Origin of the sequence: Lentibacillus halophilus, assembly GCF_039522485.1 — a bacterium.
Lineage (GTDB): Bacteria > Bacillota > Bacilli > Bacillales > Amphibacillaceae > Lentibacillus > Lentibacillus halophilus.
Window position 1 is genome coordinate 531,463 of the sequence record NZ_BAAADM010000054.1, and the last position, 16,845, is coordinate 548,307.

Sequence of the window (16,845 nt, forward strand, 5' to 3'; positions counted from 1 at the left end):
CTGTGTCATATTGGAACGGTCACCGTTAAAGCAATCTTTCATTATTATAGCAAACATTCGTCTGAATCACGATGGATTTTTATCAGATAGATAAATTCTTATTTTTTCGCCTTGTTCGACTTTTGTACCGGCGCTTGGCTGCTGGTCGATAATATATTTACCGGATCCGCTCGTTTCAATGGATAACGTCGTTAAATATTCCGACAATTCCTGTTTAGTTGATCCAATCAAATCCGGCACTTCAACTTTTGGTTTATCAGGCCACGTATACTCTTTTTCCAGGCCTCCCTTACGCTTTTCAACGCCCATTGCCTGCAAGCTGTCATGAATGATCGTGCCCACAATTGGGGCTGTGACCACACCGCCGAACTGGGATGTTTTTTTTGGATTATCAACCGCAACATAAACGACTATTTCCGGATCATCCGCCGGTGCAAATCCAATAAAAGACAAAATATAATTGTTCGCTAGATAATTCCCATCCGGCCCCACTTTCTGGGCCGTTCCAGTTTTGCCACCGACACGATAGCCATCAACATATGCCGAACGGCCGGTTCCTTTTGCGACAACACTTTCCAACGTTTGGCGAATTTCCTTGGATGTGGATGATGAAATAACGTTCTCTTTTATAGTTGGTTTGATGGTATCCACAACGTTATCAGTTTGTGGATCAATCCATTTCCGGGCAATGTGCGGTTTGTATAATTTTCCCCCATTAATCGCAGCTGTCACGGCCATTATCTGTTGAATCGGTGTCACCGATACCCCTTGACCGAACGACGTTGTTCCAAGTTCCACTGGGCCTATATTATCCGGGTCAAACAAGATGCCTCTCCCTTCTCCATTTAAATCAATGCCTGTTTTTTCTCCAAATCCGAAATCATCGATATAACTAAACAATCGTTCCTTGCCAAGCTTTTGACCCATCTTCACAAATCCCGGATTGCAGGAATTTTGAACGACTTCAAGATACGTCTGGTTTCCATGTCCACCACTTTTCCAACAATGCAGTTTCGTGCCACCGACTGAAATATCGCCGTCGTCGTTGTATTCATCGTCCTGCAAATCGACTACATTTTCTTCAAGAGCGGACGCCAGTGTAATGATTTTGAAAGTCGATCCTGGCTCAAACGTGCTCCATATTGGCAAATTGCGGTTATATATTTCCGGATCAACTTGCTGATAATTCTCGGGATTGAAATTCGGTCGGGTTGCCATCCCAAGAATCCCGCCATTATCCGGGTCAACAGCTATAGCCAATGCACCTTCGGGATTGTATTTCGATTCGGCAAGATCCAGTTCACGTTCCATAATGGTTTGAATTTTGGCATCGATGGTCGTTTCTAGATTCAATCCATCTTCCGGCGGTTTATAGTCATCGGCTATCTGTTCCAGTTTTCCTCCTTTAGCATCGGAGTAAAAAGACAGGCTTCCTTCCTCCCCATCCAGTTTGTCATTATAATACAGTTCCAGTCCCATCAGCCCTTGATTATCAATTCCTGCGAAACCGAGCACATGGGACAAATAATTATCAAACGGATAATGGCGTTCGGAATCCTTGGCGAGGTAGACACCATCGAGATTAAGTGTCTGAAATGCTTCTTCCTGTTTTTCTGAAATTTTTCTGCCTTCCGGATGAACACGCGTATACACGGCATCTTCAGTCACGTACTCGTATGCCGTTTTTTCCGATATGTCCAATATATCAGCCATCTCCCCGGCTGTTTTTTGTGGATTTTTGATTTGTCTCGGCACAACAATCACCGAAGGAGCCGACACATTCTCTGCCAGAATTTCGCCGTGCCTGTCCACTATTTTTCCGCGTTCCGGTTCAAATGTAATGTCCCTACTCCAGGATTCATTGGCGAGTTTCATCAATTCATCACCAATCCAAAATTGAACATAACCTAATCTGGCATCAATGATGGTAAAGAATAACAACCCGCAAAGAAAAATAATAACCATTCGTTTCCTTACAGTGACAGTCGATACACGTTTCATTCCATATCCCCTTTTCATAGGCTGGCTTGTATCCACTATATGTTTTTTAGAAAACAAATAGAACATAATTTGGATCGGGAGAAAGGAATAGTCTTATAAAAACGAAGCTGAGACAAAAGACGTGTAGTCAAATAAAAATCCGAACTATGATTCGAAAAAGATCTGAATCAGTTCGGATTTTTCGTTTAGCGCAGGAAAAACACGGAGACTCCTGCGGGATGAAAAGCCTAGATAAGACCCCGCAGTGCGATGAGCACAAAGCAAAGCTTCCATGAGTAGGCTTCGACCTGCGAGGAGCGTAGGCTTCGACGAATAAGCTTGCAACGCGACGAGCACGAGGAGGCTTATCAGCGCCCGGGGAAAGCGCAGTGTTTTTCCGGAGCGATGGCCACGCCTTAAATATATCGTTCGTATTTGGAAGCGATTTGTTCAGTCTTGTCCCAGCCCCGTTGTCGTTTTTCGTATGACTGACTAGTCTTCGTGTCCGTTTGTTGATTCTTCAACCGATTCGGGTGGCTTCAATTCCACAGACAGGTAATCCTTTCCTTGAAGAGAGGTTCCTTCTTTAATGCTCTGTTTGGTTACATAACCCGTTCCTATTGTTTCCGCCTTTAAATCCAAGAGATCAGCAAGTTGTAACACATCTCTCTTGGACCATCCTATAACGTCTGCCATGACCGGCTTATTAGTCAGAAGAATGACACGATCGCCCTTAAGAAGCTTATCGCCTTTGTCCGCACTAGCCGCTTGCACTGTACCGTCCGAACCAATCATAGATACAGTCAATCCTTTATCCGTAAGTGTTTGTTTTATGGACGATGCGTTTTGCCCCGTTAGTTTCGGCAGTTTCACCGGCTTTACGTGATTGGCATCATTTTTATCCGGTTCAATATCCAAATAATGCAAGGCCTTTTGCATGACATTTTTGAAAATAAAAGCCACTGGTGCCGACCCGCTCTCATTGCCTTCGATATCCGGTTTCTTGACAGATACATACATCATCAGCTTTGGATCTTCTTTTGGTGCCATACCAAGAAACGAATAAATGTAGTTACCGTGCCCGTACAAATAGTTACCATTTTCATAGATTTGAGCGGTTCCCGTTTTTCCCGCCACAGAATAATTGGGTAGTTTATATTCCTGTCCTGTTCCATGTTCTGATGAAATGACGGACCCCATTAAATTCAGAACATGATCGGCCGTTTTTTCGGAAATGGGTTCACTCACCACTTCAGGTGTTTTTTCATTGATTACGTCGCCAGTTTCCGGATCAACCGATTTTGAAATGACGTAAGGCTTCATCATTTTTCCGTTATTAGCAATGGCAGTCGCTGCTTTCATTTGTTGGATCGGAGTGATGGTAGTCGCTTGGCCGAACGCTGTGGTAATCTTATCACGAGGATAATTATAAACCAGTTTTCCTTTCCGTTCATTCGGCAAGTCAATACCGGTCTTTTCATCAAAATCAAATGCCTTCAGATAATTCAGATACGCATCCGTCCCCATCTTTTCCCAGACGAGTCGGGCGGCAGCAACATTTGACGACCGTGTAAAACCTTGATCAAATGTAATGGAACCCCAGTCCTTTTTCCAATCACTCACCCGTCTGACACGGTCACTGATCTTATATGAACCCGATTTGAACTGTTCATTCCCATTATAATCGCCTTCTTCAATGGCAGCTGCCCACGTGAACATCTTCATGGTCGAACCAGGTTCATACGGAGAAGAAATCATGTTATTAAACCAGTTTTCCACATCTTCCAGCTTATTTGGGTTGTAGCTTGGCCGATTGCTCATAGCCAGAACTTCACCAGTTTTCGGATCCATAACAGCCGCCGTCATCTGCTCGGGACTATATTGATTATTCACCTGTGTCATGACATCTTCAAGAAGCGTCTGAACTTTTTGATCCAACGTCAAGTACACATCGGATCCATCTTGAGGTTTTTCCATAACTTGATCCGGGTTCAGAAGCTTATCGTTGTATTGATCCTGCTCATACGAAATATGGCCATCTTTTCCTTTAAGCTTCTCATTCATTTCTTTTTCAATGCCATTAACACCTGTGATGGTCTTATTATTTTCCTTGGCATATCCGATCGTATGAGCTGCAAACTGGCCGTTGGGGTAATAGCGAATCGCTTCTTCCTTGAAACGAATCCCGGGTAGATTAAGTTTCTCAATCTTTTCTTTTGTCTGTTGGGATATCTCTTTACCGGCACTCCCGAATTCCACTTGAAATCGATCTTCTTCTATGGCTTTTTGCAGCCGTCTTAATATATAGCTTTTATCCACATCCAGCACAGGAGCCAGTTCTTCAGCCGTTTTTTTCGGATTCTTTACATGCCTTGGCTCGTCAGGGTCAGAGGTATACGATTTTCTGACGATAGCCTGAATCCGGTAAGCCGGCCGATCATACGCTAAGGTCATACCGTTTCGGCCATATATATTTCCACGTTTGGCATCAAGAGTATAAGACGCCTCACGCTGCTTTTCAGCCCATTTTTCCAATGAAATGTTGCTAATCTCCCCTGTGGCCTGAATATAGAGAAATCGGCCGGCAATTAGCAAAAATGCTCCTGAAAACACAATAATAAGAATACTGGACATGAAATGGGTTCGTTTGTTCTTTTTCATAACCATCCGCCTTAGTTGCTGTTATACACGGTCGCTTGTTTGACATGGGCGTCTTGAATCTTCAAGCCATTCTCCTTGGCAATTCGTGCAATACGTTCCGGACGGCTTAATTGTTTCTTTTGGTACAGCAAACCTTCATTGGTAACTTGCTGTTGCTCTACGGTCTCCTCCAGTGATTGCACTTTCCGGTTGAGGGTATCGGTTGATGAGGCAAATGAAACCACATAGATGCATGTGGCAATCAATAAAAATCCTATGACGGAATAAATGAGTTTTTCTCCTTTTGTAATCCAGCGTTTTTTCTGAACATGAACCGTGGTTGTCTGCTTCTCCTGTTCAGGTATGTAGGAGGTATACGATTGATCCCATTTACGCGCTGCATTTCCATCCATCACTATTTCCACCCTTCTTCATATGTAAATGTTTCATCCCATTCACGCACCTTTTCAGCAATACGCAGTTTCGCTGATCGGGAGCGGCGATTCGTATCGAGTTCCTGCTCACTCGCAATAATCGGCTTTTTGTTTACTAATTGAAATGGAGGCTTATGGTCATCAGGAATAACCGGTAAATTCTTGGGTACCGGTTTGGTGGTGCTCCATTTTTTGAATGCTTGCTTACAAAGCCTGTCCTCAAGTGAATGAAATGTGATGACGGCAATTCGTCCATGGATTCCCGTCATTCGTGCCGCTTGGTGTAATGCATCGTTAAATGCTGTCAGTTCGTCGTTGACGGCAATTCGCAATGCTTGAAAAATGCGTTTCGCCGGATGTCCGCCCTTCCTGCGGGCAGGTGCCGGTATGGCATCTTTAATGATGTGTACTAATTGATGTGTTGTTTCAATTGGCTGTTTGCTTCGTTCCGCTTCGATTTTTCTGGCTATCTGTTTGGAAAACTTCTCCTCACCATAATGAAAAAATATTTTGGTAAGATATTCATAGGATCGTTCATTGACAATATCCCGGGCATCCAGGTCCTGATCCTGATTCATGCGCATATCCAGTCTGGCATCCTGTTGATAACTAAAGCCACGGTCGCCCCGATCCAGTTGCGGGGACGAAACACCGAGATCAAACAGAATCCCATCAGCGCTTTTCAATTGCCGGATGGTCATTTGTTGTTCGAGTTCCTGAAAGTTCGCATGAATGAATTCCACACGGTCCCCATATGTCTGGAGCCGGTTTTTTGCAGCCTCAAGCGCTTCCCAGTCCTGATCAAACGCCATCAGCATGCCTTCTTCTCCCAAGCACCCTACTATTGACTCCGCATGTCCACCGCCGCCGACGGTACAATCAACATACGTTCCATCCGGCCGGATATTCAGTCCTTGCAACACATCATCGCGTAGTACACTGTCATGTTTAAACATTGTTACACCTGCTTTTTAATCTTCTCCTTAAATATCAAAATCCATTAAATTCTCAGCAATGTCACCAAATGATTCCTGGGCATCTTCAAAGTATTCATTCCAACTATCACTTGCCCAGAATTCAACTCTGTTTGAAACACCGATGACAACGCATTCCTTATCCAGTTCTGCGTAATTCCGTAACGGTTGTGGAATGTTTATCCTTCCCTGTTTATCCACGTCACATTCAACGGCGCCCGAGAAGAAAAAACGTGTGAAAGCTCGTGCGTCTTTTTTGGTGAGTGGCAATTTTTTCAGTTTTTCTTCCAGTTGCTTCCACTCATCCATAGGGTAGGCGAACAGACATTTATCCAGTCCACGGGTGACTACAAAACTTTCTCCAAGCCCTTCACGAAACTTGGCCGGCACAATAATTCGTCCCTTGGCATCGATATTGTGCTGGAATTCACCCATGAACATAGAGCTCGCCCCACTTTCTTACACACATGTTACCACATTGCCCCACTATTCACCACTTATTTTTAAAAATTTCTTCGATGTTTTTTAAAATGGGACGAAAGATCCAGTATGGTATACAGAAAAACTCACGAGTCAGTTGCCATTCACACCCTGTTTGAACACTTGCCTGAGCGCAGGCTTAAATATATTTTTATCCAAACGTTAAAAAACCCCCACTTTTTACCGCGCTCGTTGTAAGCGTGGGAAAAAGTGGGGGCATCGGATATATCCGTTACAGATAAACAATGTAGTGGTTGTTTCTGAACGAAAATGGTTCCCTTGCCATCTCCCGAATAAAACAGGGGCCATAGTTATTCATAAACGGCAATGGGTTCCAGATACGTTCCTGAAGTCCATTTGCCGGATGTATAGCATGATGAGCAAGGTCAAATTGCCTTATTTCATTGTCGTATTTTTCTTCCACAGCTTGGCGTAGTCGTTTTTCAATGAAATCAATATTGCTGTGGAGATAATACAAATTTTTATCGCCCAATTCACCAAGATTAGCACCCATGTCGTTAGCCATTTGACGCAATGGCTCATGCACACCGCGAATGGCGTCCTTCACTTCTTGAGCAACGCGCTCCACAGGTGGATTATGTTGCGCAGCCAACCACGTCACTTTTGAATCTTCCAGACCGTATTCAACAGCGTATTCTGCGTTAATACCGAACTTGGTTAATGTTTTTTCCACATTCCGGTCAATCAATGTAAACGATAAACGCGGCTGAACCGGTGGCATTTCCATACCTAATGCATGAAATGCCGGTTTTAACGCAGCCCAGTAACCAACTTCACCCGGACCACCAATAAATGCCAGTGTCGGAAACAACCATTCCTGCATGATTGGTCTGGTCACCACATTGTTGCTCAAGCGTTCCGGGGTCTCCCTAGCTGTCTGCAACACTTCCTGGGTTGTCAGCAACACTTCATTCTGTTTCCCGACCCAGTTGCCTTCATCATCACGAACAAGTAACACTCGTTCATTGTTTAAATGATAGAAAAGATGCGCATCATTAGGCCCAACATCGAGTGATGGGCTATACCCTTGCTCCTGCAATTGCTGAATGGCGGAATGGACACCATGACTAATGTCTTCCTGTTGTTCAATCAAATGGGAAAAAGCCTCTTGTTCCAGATGGCGCATGGCCGGATGGCCCGAATCAGCGAGAATGATTGGTTCTCCGTCCAATAGCTGGTAAAGAAACCGGGCAAAAAAATCAACATAAGTCGATGATTGCTCCCAGCAGTCCTGTATCATATGATAAAGCTGTTTCGTGTGCTCTGTTTCGGGCAACGTTTCAAACAATTGATCAACCCAGGACGTGAGAGCTTCTCCATCAATCGGTATGTCAGAAACAGGTTGTTTTCCCTCTGGCTGTTGTGTCAATGAATGCTTTTTTAATCTCATTTGTTCAGATACAAATACATGATTAACTTCATCAAAATCATGATCCTCACCCGCTATCCAAAACACTGGAACAATGGGAACCCCTAATTGGCTTTCCTGCTGTTTAGCAAACTGTATCACCGAAATAACTTTGTTAATCGTATACATCGGGCCCGTCAGCAATCCTGCCTGCTGACCGCCAATGACGACGGCACTATGTTTTTCTTTCAACCGTTCTATTGCATCATATGTTGAACCGGGGGCGCCCCACTGGTTATTCATTTCTGTTAATGCTTGAATTAATTTATCACGGTCCATATTTTTTTCCTGCAATGCCTGCAAACGCTCAGAATACGTTGTTTCCGTATATGGATCATAATCAAAGTGCTTCATAACGCGCGATTGTTGATTTTGGTAATCATTTATGAGTGGATTGTGTTGTTGTTTCATTGAACTGAACTGCATAGCGTGCATACTCCTTTTACTTTAATGAATCGATCCCATACGTATTGTATAAAAAAAATATATCAATTGCACTTATTCTGTCTGTTTTCCAATAATCGTCAATGAGCTGCTGTGTCATAAAAAGTGACCGATAATTCCTGTTATCGCCAACAAACCATATAAACATGCAAACAGCAAAAAACAAACACGCCAAAAAATTTTAAAAGCTTTGCTAAAAACAACTTCCGTATGCCGCTTCCACCGAATAACAACAATGACAATAAATAACGTCATCAAAAAAACGGGAATCATTTCAACATAATCTATACCGAACATCATATAAAGCATTGTTGATACAGCCAATATGTATAAAAGGGTTGTCCAGTTCGCCGCGGTATGAATGGCTTTCCATTGGTTCCACCCAGCCCCGGAAGCTATATAATAAACACCCCAGGTTGCCAACATCGGCAGCGTAACGATGATGCCAATGATAAAAGCAATCACATCAATGATCATACGTATTTCACCCTCTCCTTCCACTTATCACACCAATCCGACACCGTCAGTACGAAAAGTGTCTCAATTATGGTTCCGCCATTCCCTTCCTTTCCTTTTTATATTATAATAAAAGATATAGATATGCTAAATGATTTTGTTAAAGGGGGAAATGACATGATTAATGATACGGATGTGGAAAAGCTTTTCATTAATTATAAAACGTTAGAGCAGTTCAAACGATTCAAAGAATACGGAAATCAGGAACTTTCGATGATTGAGGATTTGCAAAACAATATTGTTGAAAACAACAGCGAATCACCGTTTTACGGAATCTACTTCGGAGACAATCTCATTGCCCGCATGAGTTTGTACAAAGTGAAAGCAAAATACGACAACTATTTTAATCCACCTCAGGAGTATCTTGAATTATGGAAACTGGAGGTATTGCCTGATCATCGTGGAGAGGGGTATGGCAAACGAATGGTCGACTTCGCCAAAAGCTTTAACCTGCCGATTAAAACAAATCCGCGGATTAAGTCGCACGGTTTTTGGGAAAAGATGGGCTTTCAAAAAGCGAAATATGAAATGGAGCGGGACCTCGGGGAAAATCCTCTTATCTGGTTGCCAAAAGGTGTTTCCGAGAAAACATCTGACAATTCATAAAGAGATACGCCTATCAACAGGCGTTTTTACTCCCACTGATGGCCGGTATGATGCGATAAATAAAAGACATGAATGGCATATACGGACATTCATGTCTTTTCCTCTCATTGTTTCGATTCCCTTACCCAGTTCCATAGTTTACCCATTTCCCGCCATGCTTGTTCGTAATGATGCAGCTGCTGTTTAAGTACTTCATTTTCCTTTTCCAGCTGTTTAATCGTCGTTTCTTTTTCATAAAGGGCCAAGGTACTCTCATCCAAATAGCCTGCACGTACCTTTTCAAGCATAGCTATCGCGTGATCAATGGGATTTTCTCCCGTACTCAGATCTTTCATCGGTTCGTCATACCCGATGGACTGTGATCTATTTTGATTTTTTCGATCTTCTTTAGCCCGCTCAATATCCTGGGCATATGTTTTACGGATAGCGGCGTTCCATCGAAAGCCACATGCCGCCGAGGTCCTCGACAATTGCTGAGCAACATCCTGAAAAGCTTCCAGTTGTGTTTTGCCGTCTCTGACATAGCTCAGGACCGTTTTAGCAAGCAGTTGGTCTTCATCTTCTGACCACGCATCCTGACGTGCAACATTCATAACACCCCTCCTTATCAGTTGCTATCAATGTATGCAAAAAATAGGAGTGATAGAATCGCCCAGATGAAATTGTTTGGAAGCACAAAGATACTCATGACCTCCAAACGGCACAAATAAACGTTCCATATTAGCGGTTTTTCCGATGGGATTTTGATGGGATTTTGCTTTGATCCTGTCTTGTCAATACCAACTCAGCTTTTGGATCCACATAAACAATGGACCATACATAAAAAAACAGATCACTGTCTGTCAGTGATCTGCTCGTTAACGTATGAATTCTTATCAGTCGTTAGCCACGACCTGTTTTCCGTCATAATGTCCGCATGATCTGCACACGTGATGTGGTTTTGTCAGCTCACCACAGTTGGAGCACTCCACCATGCCGGGCACATGCAATTTTTTATGCGTGCGGCGTTGATTTTTCACCTTTTTCGATGTTCTGCGCTTCGGTACTGCCACGACTTACACCTCCTTCAATAGCTGACTTGCCAGATGTACTACTCGTCTTCATCGTTCAATAACTGTTCGAGTTTTTTCATACGTGGATCCGTCTTTTTTTGCTGTTGATCTTCGGTCGTGAAATTCCATCCCTCACCCTCAAACACAGCTTGATCAATGATTTCGTCATCATCAGAGAATACCCGGTAAGGCACTTCCAATAAGATATTCTCTTTAATAAGCGGGGTTAAGTCGAGGACTTCCTCCTCAATGGGGTGAATGTCATTCTCCGTCTCATCATTGGATGGTGATTCCGAAAATATTTCAACTGCATCCACGTTAAATGAATAAGGGACATCGGCCAATGTACGAGCACATGGAAGCACCATATCCCCTTCAATGTTGAACGTAAACACGATATCATTGCCCTGATCGTCTGCCGAACCATGGACATGAACAGAACCAATGTTACGTATATCATTATTCATGGTTTCCAATTCAGAAACATCCACCTGTTCATCAAACCAGTAAGGGCCATTGCTGTCGTTTTTCTTAATATGTCCTATTGGAATCTTCATCAACTATCACCTCAAGGCAACAAGAATTATTTTAAAAGGAATCCGGGTTTTTGTCAACATTTTTCCTTTACACGCTATATTATATACTACAATTATATCATGATTATCAAAATGTTCATTATCACGTATCTAACCATGCGATGGGGATTCTTTTTTGATACAATGAGAACGAATCTTTAAACAGGGGCTGAGCGTATATGAAAGCTTGCGGACTGATTGTTGAATACAATCCGTTTCACAATGGCCACGTCCACCATATGAAGCAATCCAGACAGGAATCCGGCGCCGATTGCCTGATTGCCGTGATGAGCGGTCCATTTCTTCAACGCGGTGAGCCGGCCATTATGGATAAATTCCACCGAACCAAAGCAGCATTGGCAGAAGGCGTGGATATCGTGTTGGAACTTCCTTATTTATATGCTGTCCAAGGCAGTGATTGGTTTGCTGAAGGGGCTGTTCGCACATTGTATCAAAGTGGTGTTTCCAGTATATGCTTTGGGAGTGAGTCCGGCAACTCCCGTGCGTTCACAGACGGTTATGCCATGTTTAAAAAGAATGAAGCGACATACCGAAGCGTTCTTAAACATTCTCTGAATGCAGGAGCTGCTTTTCCGGATGCGAGTCAATTGGCCTTCCAGCACATCGGTTTGAATGGTGGAAACATGGATTTGGAACAGCCAAACAACATTCTCGGCTTCAGTTATGTCCGAACCATCATGGATAACAACCTTCCCATTACCCCACTTGCCATCAAACGGAAAAAAAGCCATTACCATGATCAGACAATGGTCGGATCAATTGCCAGCGCAACAAGCATCCGGAACAAATTGCTTCAGGATCGGAGCGTTTCAGAAGCGATTGCTGATACACTTCCAGAGGAAACCATTCGTCAGCTGTTTGCTTATCTGGAAAAAACCGGATCATGGCATACGTGGGAGGACTACTTCCACCTCGTCCATTATCGTGTCATGACGATGACCATTGCTGAACTTGCTGCCATACACGGGGTTGATGAAGGATTGGAATACCGGATTAAACGAACAGCACGAGTTGCATCATCCTTCTATGACTGGATCCAACGAATAAAAACAAAACGCTACACATGGACCCGCCTGCAGCGAATGTTTGTACACATTTTGACCAATACGACTAAAACAGATATGCACCGAGTGAAACAATTACGAGAGGTTCCATACGTCAGGATTCTCGGAATGACAAAAATGGGACAAGCTTATTTAAACAGGCAGAAAAAAAGAATGGATGTTCCCCTTATTTCTAAATTGGGAAAAACCATGGATCCGCTCCTGTCAATTGAAGAAAAAGTGAGCGACGCCTATTACAGCATGCTTCCAGCAGACAAATGGGAAAAAGGGCATCAGCAGGAATTACAACCCCCGATCATCATGGACTGAATGGCTGTATGATCCCGGAGGAAGAGCATATGGATCCGTTTTCTCCCTTTCGCTATTTCTCTTTTGCCTGTAATTGTTGTAAATAATTTAATGCGTCCGAAAATGTATCAACCGGAACTATGGTCATATCGGTGCCAATGTCATCAGCAGCTTCCATGGCTGCTTCATAATTTGAATCGTTGGCACCATTCTCATTCGGCGCAAAAAATATGGCACATCCTTCATCATCTGCGGCAATGACCTTTTTCTTAACACCACCAATACGCAGTATGTTGCCTTGATAGTCAATTTCACCTGTACCGGCTACTTGAAATCCATTGGTTACATCCGTCTTTGTCAGCTGATCATAGATTTCCAACGAAAACATCAGACCGGCACTCGGACCACCAATGTCACCACTTGAAAATTGAACATCTGGATCGACCTGAACTGCCCTATCCGTTGCCAGTCGGATACCAATCCCCGTCTTATTTTTATCGTCTGGAAATGGTTTCAGTTTGATGTCTTTCGTCAGTGTCTGGTCATCCCTTTTTATATCCACTTCGATCGTGTCACCCGCCTGTTTCTTTTCCACGTAGCTGATTAATTCATCGGCCTTTTGAATGGTTGTATCATCAATACCTGTAATACGATCCCCCCGTTGCAACACATCACTGGCTGGCATCTCATCCACGACAGAAACAACATATACGCCTTTATAATCGATATCAATATCTTTATCTGCTGCTTGATACGCCACAACCTTTGCTTTTTCCTGTGAACTCTCCATCATTTGCAGTTGTACATGAAGAAATTCATCTTTTGATACACCTTCAGGCCTCACTTTCCGAAGTGGAAGAACTTGCTGGTGGGGTAGGACTTTTGCCCATAAATATTGAACTGGTGTAGCTTGTCCCCCTTGAATCGTGACCAGATGCATATCTCCCTGGCTTTTATAACCTCCTTCGACCTCCACAATGGGATTCAATGCGTCGGCCCCACCAGGTTTATATATATAATAAGGCATCTTGTACATGGAAACAAACAAAGCAATGCCTATGACAATAATTAAAAAAATGAACTGTTTTTTTGTAAATAGCACCGTAAAACTCCTTTCACCTTCTCACCAGCACGACTGACCCTTTAATGTATTCAAAAGTGTATGTCATAAAAATGGGATGTATGTGCGTATATTGATATAGACTTGTACTATTTATTCATCCAGTCTAAAACGTAAAATCGATCTGAAATGAAGCTGGCAATAATTTTACTACCGTAAGCCATAAAAGTACAGAATCAGCACTTATTAGGAGGCCCGGCATTGAAACAGCAAATAACAACCATTGCACTTGCAGGAATAACTGCCTTTATTGCCATTTCTTTAATAAAGTTCCCCGATCAGTCATTGGAAGCCAGCATAAGAGGATTAAATATGTGGTGGGAAATTGTCTTTCCGTCATTATTGCCTTTTTTTATTACGGCTGAGTTGCTGATCGGTTTCGGCTTTGTAAAATTTATCGGTGTACTGTTTGAACCGATCATGCGTCCCGTATTCAAAGTTCCCGGATCCGGAAGTTTTGCATGGGCAATGGGTATGGCCAGTGGGTATCCAACCGGTGCTAAAATCACAACCCGTCTCCGGGAAGACCGGCAGCTGACACGCATACAGGCTGAGCGACTTGTATCATTCACCAATGCATCCAGTCCACTTTTCATTTTTGGAGCTGTATCAGTTGGATTTTTTTATGATGCAAAACTCGGAATTATCCTCGCGGCTGCCCATTATATCGGGAATGCCCTAGTCGGTGTCTGTATGCGTTTTTATGGACGAAACGAAGAAAAGTACGACCCTATTTCCAAAACAGGCAAACAACGATTCTCCATCCTTAGGGCCTTCAAAGAAATGCACCGTACCAGGATGGACGACCCACGCCCGTTCGGGAGAATTGTTGGGGATGCCGTTTTAAACTCCATTCAAACGCTTGTTATGGTCGGCGGGTTTATTATACTTTTCTCTGTTTTCACAAAGCTGTTATATATTGCAGGGATATCACAGACCATCGGTGTTTTGTTTCAATATGTACTGAAAATGGTTTCCTTACCTGGGGATCTGGCCATCCCCATGCTATCCGGCCTATTTGAAATTACATTAGGAGTGAATTTAATTTCATCGAATGATGCCGCCCACCTTCTGGAAAAAATTATTGTCGTCAGTTTTATCCTTGGCTTCAACGGACTGTCCGTTCAGGCGCAGGTCGCAAGCATTATATCATCATCCGATATTCGGTTTTATCCGTACTTTTTCGCACGTATTCTGCATGGTTTGTTTGCAGCTATACTGACTGTTGCTTTTTATACACCGCTGTATTTAAACAAAACATCGTTTGATTTTAAAGGTATTCCCGTTTCCAACCATATACAGGAGGGAACGTGGCGGTATGTACTTCAGACATTAGCCGATATAGGCCCTATAATAACAGTCATTTTTCTGTTTATCGCCATCCTTATTCTGATGAACCGTCAGTACAAACGTTAAAAAGATGTTGCCCCATGCAACATCTTTTTTTGGTCATGTGACGCGATATTTCTTCTTCAGGGCTGTCTGAACGACTTCAGGGACCAAATCGGAAACATCCGCCTGATACTTTGCTACTTCTTTAACAACGCTTGAACTCAGGAAGGAATATTGATTGTTGGTCATCATGAAAAGTGTCTCTATATTGTCATCCAATTTTCTGTTCATGGCTGTAATCTGTAATTCATATTCAAAATCACTGACCGCACGAAGGCCGCGTAAAATAGCATCAGCACTATGTTGTCTAGCATAGTCAATCAGCAGTTCACTGCTTCTGTCAACCGATACATTCGATAAATAGCTGGTTGTTTCTGACAGAAGGGAAACTCGTTCATCCACTGAAAATAAGGGATCCTTGGATTGATTATTAAAAACAACAACGATAACTTGATCAAAGATTTCAGAACCCCGTTCAATAATGTCAAGATGTCCATTGGTTACGGGATCAAAACTGCCTGGGCAAATCGCTAATCGGGTCAATGGTACTTCTCCCTTCTATTCTTGCTTCTTTTGATAAATGGTGACACCAGTCGTTTCGCCATATAATCCAGTTTTAAGGATGTCATAGCGATCATCGTGGATGGCTACATGGTCATTAGCATCATGTTCACAAAAAATCATGCCATGGTCATCAAGCAAATCCCGTTTAATCACGTCATTCAAAAGTTTCGTGTAATTCATCGTATTATACGGGGGGTCAAGCAATATTAAATCGAATCGGAGGCCTCGTTTAGCTGCACTGTTCAAGGCCCGGGAGGCATCTGTTCTGAATATTTCCGCATTGTCTTCCAATTGCAGCATCCGAATATTGTCATAAATCGTATGTATAGCTTGCGGATGTTTATCGACAAATATTCCTTTCTTCATGCCTCTGCTTAGTGCTTCCACACCTAATGCCCCACTTCCGGCAAATAAATCAAGACAAACACCTTGATCAAAAAAAGGGCCCAGTATTTGAAAAACCGCTTCCTTAACTTTATCCGTTGTAGGCCTGGCTGTTTTACCAGGGACCGCTTTTAGTTTACGCCCTTTATACGAACCTGCTATAACCCGCATGCAACCACCTCAATAAATCATAATAAGTGTAACCGGATCAAAGCGCAAGACATACGATTTAACCATTATTATTTTTTATACATGATGGCCTTAAAAATGGATTAGTTATGTATAATATACGAATCAATGGTTATACTAAGCTAATGAAGCAGCTTAAACATTGCTTGGCTGTTTCAAAAACTCGGAGAAGACTTACACTTCCCCATAAGTTCTTTCTCCGGTTTCTCCTCTCCCTTTGCCTTTTTGTTTTCCAGCGTGAAAACAAAAGGACCTGCAGAGTTATATCTGCAGGTTTTTTGTTTTTCCTGAACAGGCCCGTATCTGACCCAGCGAATGGAAACGATTCTCCAAATTCATCAACACTATTGCAAAAAACCTTTGCGAGTAAAGCTATGTAGCTTCCGCAAAGGTTTAAATATCCATTTTATAGTCATATTGTTTGGCTTTATCAGGTTTTGCATTTTCAAAATTTGTTTGAACAAATGGCTTTTGTGAACGTTCCACACTTATGATAAACGGTAACTTCAGTAATTCAGCCTCTGTTTGATCAAGTGAATCCTGATCAGCATAAAGCACAGCATATTTTAATCTTTTTGATGAATGAACCAAATGTCCAAACCGTTTGATGTGTCTGGTATTTTTCATATGTTTAAACCAGACAATAAGTCCTTGCCGTTTTGTTCTCATACAGTATCCTCACTATTCCCTATT

General features: G+C 42.7%; 17 protein-coding genes. 3 read left to right on the plus strand and 14 right to left on the minus strand.

Annotated features, from left to right (window positions below; translation table 11 throughout):
* Positions 1 to 66 precede the first annotated feature (66 nt).
* The 7 genes from ABDZ72_RS12405 to ABDZ72_RS12435 all read right to left on the minus strand — a co-directional run bounded on the left by ABDZ72_RS12405 (position 67) and on the right by ABDZ72_RS12435 (position 8,858).
* Positions 67 to 2,001, minus strand: coding sequence for a stage V sporulation protein D (locus tag ABDZ72_RS12405; protein WP_343753549.1), 1,935 nt, complete (start codon positions 1,999 to 2,001; stop codon positions 67 to 69).
* 471 nt (positions 2,002 to 2,472) lie between these two features.
* The gene (locus ABDZ72_RS12410; protein ID WP_343753551.1) at positions 2,473 to 4,641 is read right to left on the minus strand and encodes a penicillin-binding transpeptidase domain-containing protein; all 2,169 of its coding nucleotides are present in this window, start codon (positions 4,639 to 4,641) and stop codon (positions 2,473 to 2,475) included.
* A gap of 11 nt (positions 4,642 to 4,652) precedes the next feature.
* Positions 4,653 to 5,033, minus strand: coding sequence for a cell division protein FtsL (gene ftsL / locus ABDZ72_RS12415; RefSeq protein WP_343753553.1), 381 nt, complete (start codon positions 5,031 to 5,033; stop codon positions 4,653 to 4,655).
* A 2-nt stretch (positions 5,034 to 5,035) separates the two neighbouring features.
* Entirely contained in the window at positions 5,036 to 6,010 is a 975-nt protein-coding gene (gene rsmH / locus ABDZ72_RS12420; RefSeq protein ID WP_343753555.1) for a 16S rRNA (cytosine(1402)-N(4))-methyltransferase RsmH, read from the minus strand.
* Positions 6,011 to 6,037: 27 nt separating this feature from the next.
* On the minus strand, positions 6,038 to 6,469 hold the full coding sequence (gene mraZ, locus ABDZ72_RS12425; protein ID WP_343753557.1) for a division/cell wall cluster transcriptional repressor MraZ: 432 nt from the start codon (positions 6,467 to 6,469) through the stop codon (positions 6,038 to 6,040).
* Between the two features lie 271 nt (positions 6,470 to 6,740).
* Positions 6,741 to 8,363, minus strand: a complete 1,623-nt coding sequence (bshC, locus tag ABDZ72_RS12430; RefSeq protein ID WP_343753559.1) for a bacillithiol biosynthesis cysteine-adding enzyme BshC — start codon at positions 8,361 to 8,363, stop codon at positions 6,741 to 6,743.
* A 114-nt stretch (positions 8,364 to 8,477) separates the two neighbouring features.
* The gene (locus tag ABDZ72_RS12435) at positions 8,478 to 8,858 is read right to left on the minus strand and encodes a DUF3397 domain-containing protein (RefSeq protein WP_343753561.1); all 381 of its coding nucleotides are present in this window, start codon (positions 8,856 to 8,858) and stop codon (positions 8,478 to 8,480) included.
* Between the two features lie 156 nt (positions 8,859 to 9,014).
* Between ABDZ72_RS12435 and ABDZ72_RS12440 the strand changes: the two genes are divergently transcribed.
* Entirely contained in the window at positions 9,015 to 9,503 is a 489-nt protein-coding gene (locus ABDZ72_RS12440; RefSeq protein ID WP_343753563.1) for an N-acetyltransferase, read from the plus strand.
* A 104-nt stretch (positions 9,504 to 9,607) separates the two neighbouring features.
* Here the strand turns inward: ABDZ72_RS12440 and ABDZ72_RS12445 are convergent, their stop codons facing one another.
* The 3 genes from ABDZ72_RS12445 to ABDZ72_RS12455 all read right to left on the minus strand — a co-directional run bounded on the left by ABDZ72_RS12445 (position 9,608) and on the right by ABDZ72_RS12455 (position 11,112).
* Positions 9,608 to 10,096, minus strand: a complete 489-nt coding sequence (locus tag ABDZ72_RS12445; RefSeq protein WP_343753565.1) for an RsfA family transcriptional regulator — start codon at positions 10,094 to 10,096, stop codon at positions 9,608 to 9,610.
* Positions 10,097 to 10,378: 282 nt separating this feature from the next.
* Positions 10,379 to 10,555, minus strand: a complete 177-nt coding sequence (gene rpmF, locus ABDZ72_RS12450) for a 50S ribosomal protein L32 (RefSeq protein ID WP_343753567.1) — start codon at positions 10,553 to 10,555, stop codon at positions 10,379 to 10,381.
* 38 nt (positions 10,556 to 10,593) lie between these two features.
* Positions 10,594 to 11,112, minus strand: coding sequence for a YceD family protein (locus ABDZ72_RS12455; protein ID WP_343753569.1), 519 nt, complete (start codon positions 11,110 to 11,112; stop codon positions 10,594 to 10,596).
* A gap of 197 nt (positions 11,113 to 11,309) precedes the next feature.
* On the opposite strand from ABDZ72_RS12455, the gene ABDZ72_RS12460 reads away from it, so the two are divergent.
* Positions 11,310 to 12,524, plus strand: a complete 1,215-nt coding sequence (locus ABDZ72_RS12460; protein WP_343753571.1) for a nucleotidyltransferase — start codon at positions 11,310 to 11,312, stop codon at positions 12,522 to 12,524.
* A gap of 52 nt (positions 12,525 to 12,576) precedes the next feature.
* On the opposite strand, the gene ABDZ72_RS12465 is transcribed toward ABDZ72_RS12460, so the two are convergent.
* Positions 12,577 to 13,605 (minus strand): SepM family pheromone-processing serine protease, encoded by a 1,029-nt coding sequence (locus ABDZ72_RS12465; protein ID WP_343753573.1) that lies wholly within the window; start codon positions 13,603 to 13,605, stop codon positions 12,577 to 12,579.
* Positions 13,606 to 13,824: 219 nt separating this feature from the next.
* On the opposite strand from ABDZ72_RS12465, the gene ylbJ reads away from it, so the two are divergent.
* On the plus strand, positions 13,825 to 15,039 hold the full coding sequence (gene ylbJ, locus ABDZ72_RS12470; protein ID WP_343753574.1) for a sporulation integral membrane protein YlbJ: 1,215 nt from the start codon (positions 13,825 to 13,827) through the stop codon (positions 15,037 to 15,039).
* Positions 15,040 to 15,072: 33 nt separating this feature from the next.
* On the opposite strand, the gene coaD is transcribed toward ylbJ, so the two are convergent.
* The 3 genes from coaD to ABDZ72_RS12485 all read right to left on the minus strand — a co-directional run bounded on the left by coaD (position 15,073) and on the right by ABDZ72_RS12485 (position 16,821).
* Positions 15,073 to 15,558, minus strand: coding sequence for a pantetheine-phosphate adenylyltransferase (gene coaD, locus ABDZ72_RS12475; RefSeq protein ID WP_343753576.1), 486 nt, complete (start codon positions 15,556 to 15,558; stop codon positions 15,073 to 15,075).
* A gap of 15 nt (positions 15,559 to 15,573) precedes the next feature.
* A complete protein-coding gene (gene rsmD, locus ABDZ72_RS12480; protein ID WP_343753578.1) occupies positions 15,574 to 16,134 on the minus strand; it encodes a 16S rRNA (guanine(966)-N(2))-methyltransferase RsmD in 561 nt (186 codons plus the stop codon).
* 411 nt (positions 16,135 to 16,545) lie between these two features.
* Complete coding sequence (locus ABDZ72_RS12485) at positions 16,546 to 16,821, minus strand: YlbG family protein (protein ID WP_343753580.1); 276 nt, start codon at positions 16,819 to 16,821, stop codon at positions 16,546 to 16,548.
* Positions 16,822 to 16,845 lie beyond the last annotated feature (24 nt).

What these genes read in the sequence shown, in the direction of transcription:
- rsmH (WP_343753555.1), bottom strand. Translation starts at nt 6,010, where the DNA reads ATGTTTAAACATGACAGTGTACTACGCGATGATGTGTTGCAAGGACTG.
- ftsL (WP_343753553.1), bottom strand. Translation starts at nt 5,033, where the DNA reads ATGGATGGAAATGCAGCGCGTAAATGGGATCAATCGTATACCTCCTAC.
- rsmD (WP_343753578.1), bottom strand. Translation starts at nt 16,134, where the DNA reads ATGCGGGTTATAGCAGGTTCGTATAAAGGGCGTAAACTAAAAGCGGTC.
- ABDZ72_RS12435 (WP_343753561.1), bottom strand. Translation starts at nt 8,858, where the DNA reads ATGATCATTGATGTGATTGCTTTTATCATTGGCATCATCGTTACGCTG.
- ABDZ72_RS12440 (WP_343753563.1), top strand. Translation starts at nt 9,015, where the DNA reads ATGATTAATGATACGGATGTGGAAAAGCTTTTCATTAATTATAAAACG.
- ABDZ72_RS12445 (WP_343753565.1), bottom strand. Translation starts at nt 10,096, where the DNA reads ATGAATGTTGCACGTCAGGATGCGTGGTCAGAAGATGAAGACCAACTG.
- ABDZ72_RS12455 (WP_343753569.1), bottom strand. Translation starts at nt 11,112, where the DNA reads ATGAAGATTCCAATAGGACATATTAAGAAAAACGACAGCAATGGCCCT.
- ABDZ72_RS12485 (WP_343753580.1), bottom strand. Translation starts at nt 16,821, where the DNA reads ATGAGAACAAAACGGCAAGGACTTATTGTCTGGTTTAAACATATGAAA.
- ABDZ72_RS12405 (WP_343753549.1), bottom strand. Translation starts at nt 2,001, where the DNA reads ATGAAACGTGTATCGACTGTCACTGTAAGGAAACGAATGGTTATTATT.
- mraZ (WP_343753557.1), bottom strand. Translation starts at nt 6,469, where the DNA reads ATGTTCATGGGTGAATTCCAGCACAATATCGATGCCAAGGGACGAATT.
- bshC (WP_343753559.1), bottom strand. Translation starts at nt 8,363, where the DNA reads ATGCAGTTCAGTTCAATGAAACAACAACACAATCCACTCATAAATGAT.
- ABDZ72_RS12410 (WP_343753551.1), bottom strand. Translation starts at nt 4,641, where the DNA reads ATGAAAAAGAACAAACGAACCCATTTCATGTCCAGTATTCTTATTATT.
- ABDZ72_RS12460 (WP_343753571.1), top strand. Translation starts at nt 11,310, where the DNA reads ATGAAAGCTTGCGGACTGATTGTTGAATACAATCCGTTTCACAATGGC.